The sequence below is a fragment of the Rhodococcus sp. ENV425 genome, assembly GCF_002887785.1.
In the GTDB taxonomy this organism is placed as follows: Bacteria; Actinomycetota; Actinomycetes; order Mycobacteriales; family Mycobacteriaceae; genus Rhodococcus; species Rhodococcus aetherivorans.
In genome coordinates this window covers 14,085-25,241 of sequence record NZ_PCZU01000065.1, presented here as the reverse complement: position 1 = coordinate 25,241, position 11,157 = coordinate 14,085, and the positions used below count along the sequence as shown (strand labels likewise).

11 protein-coding genes and 1 pseudogene are annotated in these 11,157 nt (G+C 73.1%); 10 read left to right on the top strand and 2 right to left on the bottom strand.

All coding sequences use genetic code 11. From position 1 onward, the window contains the following. Positions 1-36 precede the first annotated feature (36 nt). Positions 37-1,185, top strand: coding sequence for a lipase family protein (locus tag CQZ88_RS05055; protein ID WP_374703807.1), 1,149 nt, complete (start codon positions 37-39; stop codon positions 1,183-1,185). Positions 1,186-1,197: 12 nt separating this feature from the next. Here the strand turns inward: CQZ88_RS05055 and CQZ88_RS05050 are convergent, their stop codons facing one another. After that, positions 1,198-1,914, bottom strand: a complete 717-nt coding sequence (locus tag CQZ88_RS05050; RefSeq protein WP_006936513.1) for an alpha/beta fold hydrolase — start codon at positions 1,912-1,914, stop codon at positions 1,198-1,200. Between the two features lie 117 nt (positions 1,915-2,031). On the opposite strand from CQZ88_RS05050, the gene CQZ88_RS05045 reads away from it, so the two are divergent. After that, positions 2,032-3,843, top strand: coding sequence for a pyruvate kinase (locus CQZ88_RS05045; protein WP_102799331.1), 1,812 nt, complete (start codon positions 2,032-2,034; stop codon positions 3,841-3,843). Between the two features lie 22 nt (positions 3,844-3,865). On the opposite strand, the gene CQZ88_RS05040 is transcribed toward CQZ88_RS05045, so the two are convergent. Beyond that, positions 3,866-4,219 carry a DUF1844 domain-containing protein gene (locus CQZ88_RS05040; protein ID WP_006936509.1) on the bottom strand — a complete coding sequence of 118 codons (354 nt, stop codon included), beginning with the start codon at positions 4,217-4,219 and terminating at the stop codon, positions 3,866-3,868. 357 nt (positions 4,220-4,576) lie between these two features. On the opposite strand from CQZ88_RS05040, the gene infC reads away from it, so the two are divergent. The 8 genes and pseudogenes from infC to CQZ88_RS30460 form a co-directional block, all read left to right on the top strand. Continuing rightward, positions 4,577-5,236: a translation initiation factor IF-3 gene (gene infC / locus CQZ88_RS05035; protein ID WP_029543898.1), complete on the top strand. Its 660-nt coding sequence runs from the start codon at positions 4,577-4,579 to the stop codon at positions 5,234-5,236. A gap of 89 nt (positions 5,237-5,325) precedes the next feature. Beyond that, on the top strand, positions 5,326-5,520 hold the full coding sequence (rpmI, locus tag CQZ88_RS05030; protein ID WP_006936506.1) for a 50S ribosomal protein L35: 195 nt from the start codon (positions 5,326-5,328) through the stop codon (positions 5,518-5,520). Between the two features lie 64 nt (positions 5,521-5,584). Beyond that, positions 5,585-5,971 (top strand): 50S ribosomal protein L20, encoded by a 387-nt coding sequence (gene rplT, locus CQZ88_RS05025; protein WP_003937964.1) that lies wholly within the window; start codon positions 5,585-5,587, stop codon positions 5,969-5,971. Positions 5,972-6,027: 56 nt separating this feature from the next. Beyond that, a complete protein-coding gene (locus CQZ88_RS05020) occupies positions 6,028-6,840 on the top strand; it encodes an RNA methyltransferase (RefSeq protein WP_006936503.1) in 813 nt (270 codons plus the stop codon). Positions 6,841-6,948: 108 nt separating this feature from the next. Continuing rightward, positions 6,949-8,019, top strand: a complete 1,071-nt coding sequence (gene pheS / locus CQZ88_RS05015) for a phenylalanine--tRNA ligase subunit alpha (protein ID WP_006936501.1) — start codon at positions 6,949-6,951, stop codon at positions 8,017-8,019. Positions 8,020-8,072: 53 nt separating this feature from the next. Then, entirely contained in the window at positions 8,073-10,562 is a 2,490-nt protein-coding gene (gene pheT / locus CQZ88_RS05010; protein WP_006936499.1) for a phenylalanine--tRNA ligase subunit beta, read from the top strand. A gap of 28 nt (positions 10,563-10,590) precedes the next feature. Beyond that, positions 10,591-10,977, top strand: a complete 387-nt coding sequence (locus CQZ88_RS05005; RefSeq protein WP_006936497.1) for a PspA/IM30 family protein — start codon at positions 10,591-10,593, stop codon at positions 10,975-10,977. A gap of 60 nt (positions 10,978-11,037) precedes the next feature. Next, positions 11,038-11,157 (top strand): annotated as a pseudogene (locus tag CQZ88_RS30460) (N-acetyl-gamma-glutamyl-phosphate reductase); the annotation flags it as partial.

The following is an 11,157-nucleotide window of genomic DNA, read 5'->3' as shown; positions in this document are numbered from 1 at the left end:
GGCGCCGACGCGCCGCGGACCGCGAAGGGGGATGGGGTGGCACGGACGTTCTCCGGTGGTCGTGTCCGCGGGATCGTCGCCGCGCTCGTGACGGCGATGCTGCTCACGGCCGGGGTTGCGGCGGCCCGGCCCGCAGGCAGCGAGGCGGACCCGCCGGGTACCGTCGTCCGGGTCGATCCGTTGCCGCGGCAGTGGTGGCTGCCGGGTGCGTCCGCCGCGTGGGTGCTCACCTACCGCACCACCGGACCGCGCGGGGTGCCGGCCCTGAGCACCGGCGCGGTCTTCGTGCCGTCGGGCGCCGCGCCCGCCGGCGGCTGGCCGGTGGTGTCGTGGGGACACGGCGCGGTCGGAATCGCGGACCGGTGCGCCCCCACCGTCGACGGCCGCATCGACAACGGATACCTGGCGCACTGGCTCGCCCAGGGATACGCGGTCGTCGCCACCGACTACCCCGGTCTCGGCACCCCCGGCCTCCACGCCTACCTCGACGGGCCGTCGGAGGCCCACGCCCTGATCGACATGGTGCGCGCCGCGCGGGCGGTGGAACCGTCCCTCGGGTCGCGCTGGGTCGCACTCGGCCAGTCGCAGGGCGGTCAAGCCGCGATGGTCGCGGCCTCCCTCGCGACCCGGTACGCACCCGAGCTCGACTACCGCGGCGCCGTCGCGCTGGGCGTGCCGTCGAACATCGAGCACCTCGTGCCGTTCGGTGACCCGCGCCTTCCGCCGCTGCCGTTGACCGGCACCACCGTGTTCATCGCCTACCTGCTGGCCGGGATGCGCGCGACCCGCCCCGACGTCGACGTCGACCGCTTCCTCAGCCCGCGGGGCCGCGAGGTCCTCGCCCGGCTCGAGGACCTGTGCTATCAGGAGGCGGCGGCCGAGGTCGGGGATCTGTCGATCGGCGACCTGCTGGCGCGACGCACCGACGATCCGGCCCTGGTCCGGGCCGCCCGCGACATGCTCGAGATCCCCACCCGCGGCTACGACCGTCCACTGTTCCTCGGCCAGGGCCTGACGGACACCGTCACCCCGGCGCCGTTCACGTTCAAGCTCGTCGCCGACCTGACCGCGGCCGGGGAGCGGTTCGTGTTCCGGTCGTATCCCGTCGGCCACCTGGAGACGATGCGGGCGTCCCTGGACGACGTCACAGCGTTCGTTGAGGGCCTGTTCGCCGCGGGCCGGTAGCGAGCGACCGCGTCAGCGGCGCCCCGCCGTATCGATCGTCGCCGTATCGATCGCCGCCGCGAGATCGGCGGGACGGGACCACATCGGCCAGTGACCGGTCGGCAGGTCGACGTACTCCACGTCGGTCAACCGGCCGAGCTCGGACGCCACCGGATGCCCCGACTGCGCCATCCGCGGGATCGCCCCGGACGGGAAGCTGCTGCACACGACGGTGGTCGGCACCCTCAGGCGGGCGTCGTCGTGCAGGGCGAGCGGAGTCCGCGCCGGACCGGCCGGATGCGGCACCGCCCGCTCCCGGAACCGCTGCAGCGCAGCGTCGTCGAGCCCGTGCAGGCTGTTGCCGTCGGCTTCGAGCTCCGCCCACGGCGGTAGCGGGATCTCCGCCACGGCGGCATCGAGATCCGGTCGCAGTGCAGCGGCATCCGGCAGCGGACCGGAGTCGACGTACACCAGGCGGGCCACGTCCGTCGGGACCCGGTCCGACGCCGCGTACGCGACCGGGCCGGCGCCGCTGTGCGCGACGACGATCGCCCCGCCCGCCACCGCATCCACGACGGCACCGACGTGGTCGTCGAGGGTGATGCCGGAGCGGTCGGTCCGGACGGACCCGAGCCCGGGCAGAGTCAGGGCGTCGACCCTGTGCCCCCGCGCCCGCAGGTCCTCGGCGACAGCCTCCCATGCCCATGCGCCGAGCCAGAATCCGGGAACGAGGATCACGTGTGCGCCCACGACACCCATCCTCGGGGATGCAGGCGACGGTGCGGGTCACCGACACGGTCGTTGCCGGAACGACATTGTTCAACCGGGCGCAAACCCCGCGAAACTCCGCGCCCCTACGGTGGGCGCATGACCGGTGCGCACGGCGACCTCGCGGCCCTCGCCGCCGCGCTCGACGAGCTGCGGGACGGGCTCGTCGCCGCCGCGGACGCCGACGAGCGCTGGGCCCAGGCCCACCCCGCTCACCGGCCCGGCGCGGAGAACCTGGCGCACTACGTCGCCCTGCGGCGCCGGGACATCCGCGACCTGCAGTCCGACCTCGCCGCGTGGGGGCTCTCGTCCCTGGGGCGCGCCGAGGCCCACGTGCTGGCCTCCGTCGACGCGGTGCGCCGGGCCGTGGGCAGCCTCGCCGACCTGCCCGAGATCGATGCCCGGCCCTGTCCGGTCGATTTCGTCACCGGCGAGCGCCTGCTCGAACGCCACGCCACCGCACTGCTCGGTCCCGTCCACGGCGGCCGCCGGACCCGCATCATGGTGACGCTGCCGAGCGAGGCGGCCACCGACGCCGAACTCGTCGACCGGATCGTCGGCGCCGGCGCCGAACTCGTCCGGATCAACTGCGCGCACGACGGCCCGGACGCGTGGGCCGCCATGATCGACCACGTGCGCCGCGCCGAACGGGCCCACGGCCGGCACGTCGCCGTCACCATGGACCTCGCCGGCCCGAAGCTGCGCACGGGCCCCGTCGCGCCCGGTCCCGCGGTCGTGCACGCCAAACCCGAACGGGACGCGCTCGGCCGCACCGTCGCACCCGTCCAGGTGCGGCTCACCCGCCCGGGCTCTGCGGCCGCCGCGGGCGAGGTCGTCGTCCCCGTCACCGACGAGTTGTGGCTGGCCCGGCGCCGACCCGGCGACCGCATCGCCTTCCGCGACACCCGCGGCTCCAAGCGCATGCTGGTCGTCACCGGCACCGCCGCCGGTGACGTGCGCACCGAGCTGACCGACACCGCCTACCTCGTGCCCGGCACCCGGCTGACCGCGCGCGGCGACGCCACCGCCGTCGCGGCCCTCCCGCCGCGCGAACGGCGGCTCACCCTGCACGTCGGCGACGAGCTGATCCTGGATCCGGACCTCACGCCCGCCGACCCCGACGCCCACCCGCCCCGCATCGGCTGCACCCTGCCCCGGGTGTTCGAGGACACCCGGATCGGGCACCGGATCTTCTTCGACGACGGCCGGATCGGGGGGATCGTCGAGGAGGCCGCTCCGGGGCGGCTGCGGATCCGCATCACCGACGCGGATCTGCGCGGCTCCCGGCTGGGGACGGCCAAGGGCATCAACCTGCCCGACACCGAGCTGCGGCTGCCGGCGCTCACCGACGAGGACCTGGACCGGTTGCCGTTCGTGGTCGCGCACGCGGACGCGGTCAGCCTGTCCTTCGTGCGCAGTGCCGCCGACGTCGCGCGCCTGCAGGACCGGCTCGCCGAACTCGGCGGCGCGCGGCTCGGGGTGATCCTCAAGGTGGAGACGGGGGCGGGGTTCGAGAACCTGCCGTCCATCCTGTTCGCGGCCCTGCACTCGCCGCGGGTCGGCGTGATGATCGCGCGCGGCGACCTCGCCGTCGAGGCCGGTTACGGCCGGCTGGCCGAGGTGCAGGAGGAGATCCTGTGGGTGTGCGAGGCGGCGCACGTCCCGGTGATCTGGGCGACGCAGGTCCTCGACACCCTCGCCCGGACCGGCCGGCCGTCGCGCGCGGAGATCACCGACGCCGCGGCGTCGGGCCGGGCCGAGTGCGTGATGCTCAACAAGGGCCCGTACGTCGACCACGCGGTGCGCTTCCTCGACGACGTGCTGGGCCGGATGGCCGACCACCAACGCAAGAAGGACTCGCTGCTGCGGCGCCTGCGGGCCTGGGAGGAGCCGGGCGTGCCGCTGCGCTGAGACCGGGGTGGCCGAGGCCGGGTCAGAAGACCGGGCCGGTGTACTTCTCGCCCGGGCCCTTGCCCGGCTCGTCCGGGTAGGCCGACGCCTCCCGGAAGGCCCGCTGCAGCGCCTGCAGCCCCTCGCGCAGCGGCCCGGCGTGCGGGCCGAGGTACTCCACGGACGCGGTGACCAGCCCGGCGAGGGCGGTGATCACCCGGCGCGCCTCGTCCAGGTCGCGGTGGGTGCCGGCCTCGGGATCCTCGTCGGCCAGGCCGAGCTTCTCGGCGGCGGAACTCATGAGCATCACGGCGGCGCGGCTGATCACCTCGACGGCCGGGATCTCGCCCAGGTGCCGGACGTCACCGGCCACGGTCGGATCGGGGGTGTCGGTCATGGGTCCACGATCCCACCCGCGCCTCGCTGCCGCTGGGGCGGGTCGGGCTGCGGCCGGCGATTCGATCGACGGCCCGAAGTTTGCTAGGCTGTGAGTCACGACCGTCCGCGTGCTCTGCGCGTGGGCAGCAAAGTGGAGTCCGACTCCCACCTCTGTGCGGCACATGACCTGGTCATGACCTTCGCTCAGTGGTCCGGTCCGCCGCCCACCGGGGTATCCGGGGAGCGTGCACCCCGAGTGATCGGGGGACGAGAGCGCACGGCCTTCGCGTCGTGGGGTCCGTCGGGCCGGTCGGTATTCGGACCCCGCCCGGTGCGCAAGCACCGTCGGCGGGGTTTTTCGTCGGAAGTCGGCCCCATGTGCTGCGGCGCGGTCACCCGGACCGCACCGCTCTACCTAGGAGGCCCCATCAGCGCTGAGACCCGCATCAACGAACGCATCCGAGTTCCCGAGGTCCGACTTGTCGGACCGGGTGGGGAACAGGTCGGAATCGTGCGTGTTGAAGATGCACTCCGCCTGGCATTCGAAGCCGATCTCGATCTGGTCGAGGTGGCCCCTGACGCCCGTCCGCCGGTCTGCAAGATCATGGACTACGGCAAGTTCAAGTACGAGGCTGCCCAGAAGGCGCGCGAGTCGCGCAAGAACCAGCAGCTGACCGTGATCAAGGAGCAGAAGCTCCGGCCGAAGATCGACGACCACGACTACGAGACCAAGAAGCGCAACGTGGTGCGCTTCCTCGAGGCGGGGTCGAAGGTCAAGGTGACGATCATGTTCCGCGGCCGCGAGCAGTCCCGCCCCGAGCTCGGGTTCCGGCTGCTGCAGCGCCTCGGCGCCGACGTCGCCGATCTCGGCTTCATCGAGACCGCCCCCAAGCAGGACGGTCGGAACATGACCATGGTCCTGGCCCCGCACAAGGGCGCCAAGACCCGCGCCAAGGCGCAGGAGACCGCCCAGGCCTCCGTCGCCAGGCCGGCTCCTGCCGCGGACAAGCCCGCGGCAGGCGACGGCACCGCGTAGCTCCGCCGGTCGACCGGGCTCACCGCCCGGCCGGCCGCTGCGCGCAAGCCGGACGAACACGAGTAAATCCCCGACGAACTGAGGACTCCATGCCCAAGTCGAAGACCCACAGCGGCACCGCGAAGCGATTCAAGGTGTCCGGCAGCGGAAAGATCCTGCGCCAGAAGGCCGGCCGCCGCCACCTGCTCGAGCACAAGTCCTCCCGGGTGACGCGTCGCCTCGACGGCAAGGCCGCCGTCTCCGACGTCGACGCCCCGCGCGTCAAGCGCATGCTCGGCATCTGAGCTTCTTTCCCCGACCGACCCCCGGGGGCGATCGACTGCCCCCCGAGATTGACAGGACATATCAGTGGCACGCGTGAAGAGGGCCGTCAACGCCCAGAAGAAGCGCCGTTCGATCCTCGAGGCTTCCAAGGGCTACCGCGGGCAGCGCTCGCGTCTGTACCGCAAGGCCAAGGAACAGCAGCTCCACTCGCTGACCTATGCCTACCGCGACCGTCGCGCGCGCAAGGGTGACTTCCGCAAGCTGTGGATCAGCCGCATCAACGCCGCTGCCCGCGCCAACGACATCACCTACAACCGCTTCATCCAGGGCCTGAAGGCCGCGGGTGTCGAGGTGGACCGCAAGATCCTCGCCGAGCTCGCCGTCTCCGACGCCGAGGCGTTCGCCGGCCTGGTTGCCGTGGCCAAGGCCGCGCTGCCCGCCGACGTCAACGCGCCGGCCGACGCCGCCTGAGCGCAGCGCCGAACGCCGAGACGACGCTGAACGACCGACCAGCACAGGAACGACCCGTGGACCCGCTCACCGAGCGCACCCCACGGGTCGTTTCTGCTGTCAAACTCCTGCGCACCTCCGACCGCCGCAAGGCCGGCCGTTTCCTCGCCGAGGGCGAGAACTCCGTCGGCGAGGCCCTCACGACCGCCGTCGTGCACGAGGTGTTCGTCACCGAGGCCGCCGCCGCCCGCTACCCCGATCTGCTCGACGTCGCCCGGCGCCGACACGTGCGGGTCTCCACCGTCACCGAGCGCGCGGCCGCCCGGCTGTCGGACACCGTCACCCCGCCCGGCATCGTCGCCGTGTGCGATCTGCTCGACGTGCCGCTCGCCCGGGCCCTGACCCCGCCGCCGCGGCTGCTCGCCGTGCCCGTCGAGATCGCCGAGCCCGGCAACGCCGGCACCGTCATCCGCGTGGCCGACGCGGTCGGCGCCGACGCGGTGGTCCTCGCCGGCGACAGCGTCGACCCGCACAACGGCAAGTGCGTCCGCGCCTCCGCGGGCAGCGTGTTCCACCTCCCGCTCGCCCGTGAACGCGACACCGGCACCGTCCTCGACGCGCTCGCCGCCGCCGGACTCCAGGTGCTCGCCACCGCCGCCGACGGCGAGGTCGATCTCGACGAGGCCGACGAGCTGCTCGCCGCCCCCACGGCGTGGCTGTTCGGCAACGAGGCCCACGGCCTCGACCCGGCGGTCGCGGCGCGGGCCGACCACCGGGTGCGCATCCCCATCCGCGGCCGCGCCGAATCGTTGAACCTTGCCACCGCCGCGTCGATCTGCCTGTACGCAAGCGCCCGCGTGCAGCATCGCGCCGACAGGGCCGTGCCCTAGCGCGGCCCGGCCATCGCCTAGGATTTGGGTGCTGCGCTGGCGCGATCCGTTCGACGCCGAACGTGGCACCACACCCACCGTTCGCCCGAAGAAGGAGTTGCACCGGTCGTGGCCAAGAATGAGGGCGGCACCCCGCCGGCAGTCGATCCGAGCGCCCTGAGCGAGGAGTCGCTCGCCGCGTCCACGCAGGCCGCGCTGGCCGCGTTCGCCGCCGCCCCCGACCTCGACGCGCTCGCGCAGGCCAAGATCGACCACCTCGGCGACAAGGCCCCCGTCTCCCTCGCCAAGCGCGCCCTGGGCGGCCTGCCCGGCAACCAGCGCGCCGACGCCGGCAAGCGGGTCAACGCGGCCCGCGGCGCGGTCACCGCGGCCTTCGACGAACGCCGCACCGAGCTCCTCGCCGAGCGCGACGCCGCGGTCCTCGTCGCCGAGGCCATCGACGTCACCCTGCCCGCCAACCGCCGGCCCGCCGGCGCGCGGCACCCGATCACGATCATCTCCGACCAGATCGCCGACGTGTTCGTCGGCATGGGCTGGGAGGTGGCCGAGGGCCCCGAGGTCGAAACCGAGCACTTCAACTTCGACGCGCTGAACTTCCTGCCGGACCACCCCGCCCGCACGATGCAGGACACCTTCCACATCGCGCCGGAGGGCTCACGGCAGGTGCTGCGCACCCACACCTCGCCGGTGCAGGTGCGCACCATGCTGCACCGCGATATCCCGATCTACGTGGTGTGCCCCGGCCGCACCTTCCGCACCGACGAGCTCGACGCCACCCACACCCCGGTGTTCTCGCAGATCGAGGGCCTGGCCGTGGACAAGGGTCTGACCATGGCCCACCTGCGCGGCACCCTGGACGCGTTCGCCCGTGCCCTGTTCGGACCCGAGACCCGAACCCGGATGCGCCCGAACTACTTCCCGTTCACCGAGCCGTCCGCCGAGGTGGACGTGTGGTTCCCGAACAAGAAGGGCGGTGCCGGCTGGGTCGAATGGGGCGGCTGCGGCATGGTCAACCCCAACGTGCTGCGCGCGAGCGGCATCGACCCCGACGAGTACACCGGCTTCGCGTTCGGGATGGGCCTCGAGCGCACCCTGCAGTTCCGCAACGGCATCTCCGACATGCGCGACATCGTCGAGGGCGACGTCCGATTCACCATGCCCTTCGGCGTGCAGGGCTGACGCCGCCCGACCCGAGACCCGACCACCGAACCGACCGAAAGAGCTGAGCACAAGTGCGAGTAGCGCAGTCCTGGCTGACCGAGATCCTGCAGCGGGCCACCCCCGAGTGGAACGTCACCGCGGAGGAACTCGATGCGGGATTCGTCCGGGTCGGACTCGAGGTGGAGGAGGTCGACACCCTCGCGCGCCTCGACGGCCCCCTCGTCGTCGGCCGCGTCCTCGAGATCACCGAGCTCACCGAGTTCAAAAAGCCCATCCGCTTCTGCCAGGTCGAGGTGGGCGAAGACGCCCCGCGCGGCATCGTGTGCGGCGCCCGCAACTTCACCGAGGGCGACCTCGTGGTCGTCGCGCTGCCCGGCGCGGTGCTGCCCGGCGGCTTCGCCATCGCCTCCCGCAAGACCTACGGCAGGGTCTCCGACGGGATGATCTGCTCCGTCGCCGAGCTCGGCATCGGCAAGGACCACTCCGGCATCCTCGTCCTCGAGGATGGCACCGCCGAACCGGGTACCGACGCCAACGACCTGCTCGGCCTCGGCGACACCGTCATCGAGCTGAACATCACCCCCGATCGCGGCTACTGCTTCTCGCTGCGGGGCCTGACCCGCGAACTCGCGTGCGGCTTCGACCTCGAGTTCGCCGACCCCGCGCACGTCGTGCCCAATCCGGCCGACGGCGGCCAGGCCTACCCGATCCGGCTCGAGCCGGAGACCGACGCCACCCGCTTCGCCGCCCGCAAGGTCACCGGCATCGACCCCAAGGCCGTGTCCCCGTGGTGGCTGCAGCGGCGGCTGCTGCTGTCCGGCATCCGCCCGATCTCCCCGGCCGTCGACGTGACCAACTACGTGCTGCTCGAACTCGGCCAGCCGCTGCACGCCTTCGACGCCGCCACCCTCCAGGGTGAGCTCGTCGTGCGGCGCGCGAAGGCGGGGGAGAAGCTGACCACCCTCGACGGCATCGAACGCGACCTCGACCCCGAGGACGTCGTCATCACCGACGACTCCGGCGTGATCTCCCTGGCCGGGATCATGGGCGGCGTCGCCACCGAGGTGAGCGGCACCACCACCGACGTCCTCCTCGAGGCCGCCACCTGGGATCCGCTGGCCGTGTTCCGGAGCGCGCGGCGCCACAAGCTGGTCAGCGAGGCGGGCAAGCGGTTCGAGCGCAACGTCGACCCCGAAGTGGCGCTGCCGGCGCTGGACCGGGCCGCGTCGCTGCTCGTGGAGATCGCCGGTGGCCGCGTCGAGCCGGTCCTGACCGACATCTCGGTCCCCGTCGAGCCGGTCTCGATCCGCATGGACATCGACCTGCCCGACCGCATGGCCGGGGTCGCCTACCCGACCGGCACCGCCGCCCGCCGGCTCACCCAGATCGGATGTGGCGTCGAGGTCGGCGTCGGCCCGGACGGGCACGGCCAGCTGGTGGTCACGCCGCCCACGTGGCGACCCGACCTGCGCCAGCCGGCCGACCTGGTGGAGGAGGTGCTGCGGCTCGAGGGACTCGAGCAGATCCCGTCCGTGCTCCCCGCCGCCCCCGCCGGACGCGGACTGACCCCGAGCCAGAAGCGCCGCCGCGCCGTGGGCCGCGCCCTGGCCGCCGACGGCCACGTCGAGGTCCTCGCCCCCGTCTTCCTGCCGGCGCACGTGTTCGACACGTGGGGTCTCGACGCCGACGACCCGCGCCGCACCACCACCAAGGTTCTCAACCCGCTCGAGGCCGACCGCCCCGAGCTGGCGACGACGCTGCTGCCCGGCCTGCTCGAGGTGCTCGCCCGCAACGTCTCCCGTGGCCAGCGCGACCTGTCGCTCTATGCGATCGCGCAGGTCGTCCTGCCCGGACCCGGCACCCGGCCCGTGCCGCCGCTGCCGGTGGACCGGCGTCCCACCGACGAGCAGATCGCGCTGCTCGAAGGATCGCTGCCCGCGCAGCCCGTCCATGTCGGGGCGGTGCTGTGCGGCCTGCGGGAGCCCGCCGGGCCGTGGGGCCCGGGCCGGCCCGCGGACGCGACCGACGCGTTCGCCGCGGCGGAGACCGTCGCGGCCGCCGCCGGTGTGCGGCTGCAGCGCCGCGCGGCGCAGTACCTGCCCTGGCATCCGGGCCGCTGCGCCGAGCTGCTCGTCGACGGTGTCGTCGTCGGCCATGCCGGCGAGCTGCACCCGGCGGTGCTCGAGCGCGGCGGCCTGCCCGCCCGCACGTGCGCGTTCGAACTGGACCTCGACGCGCTGCCGATCATGGAGTCGCTGCCGGCGCCCAAGGTCTCCCCGTTCCCCGCCGTCCTGCAGGACGTCGCCGTCGTCGTGGCCAAGGAGGTCCCGGCCGCCGACGTCGAGGAAGCGCTGCGCGCGGGTGGCGGCGAGCTGCTCGAGGACATTCGCCTGTTCGACGTGTTCGAGGGGGCGCAGGTCGGGGAGGGCCGCAAGTCGCTCGCCTTCGCGCTGCGGTTCCGGGCGGCAGACCGCACGCTCACGGAGGACGAGGCCAGCGCCGCCCGCGCCGCCGCCGTCGCGTCGGCGTCCGCCGCCGTCGGTGCCGAACTGCGGCACTGACCCGGGCCTGCGGACGTAGCCTGGGAGCATGACCACGGATCCGTCGTCCCCCGACCCCGACGCTCCGGACGCGCCCGTGCCCGACGTCACCCCGGCCGAGCCCGGTTCTCCGTCGGTCCCGGACGTGACACCGGCGGAACCGGGCTCGCCGTCGGTGCCGGACGTCCCGCCGTCCCCGGTCGGGCCGGACGTGACACCCGCCGAGGGGGCGGCCGCCGGTTACACCTCGGCCGGAGTGCCCACGTTCGACTCGGTGCGTGAGAAGATCGAACGCCGCGCAGGCACGGCGATCGGTGCGGAGGAACTCGCCCGCGAGAGCGCGGCGGGGCGCACGCTCGAGGAACAGTTCGACGAGCGCCGACGGGCCGCCGCCGACAAGCTGACCGAGATCCGCCGTTCGCTGGCCGAGGGGTGAGCCGGTCCGGTCCGACCCACCCGTATGAATGAAGTTGCATGATGATGCATAATCAATCGTATGGGTAACTCACCGGAATTCACGGCGACCGCACAGTCACCGATTCGGGTCGCCGTCGCGGGGGCCAGCGGGTACGCGGGCGGCGAAATCCTGCGCCTGCTTCTCGGTCATCCCGCCTAT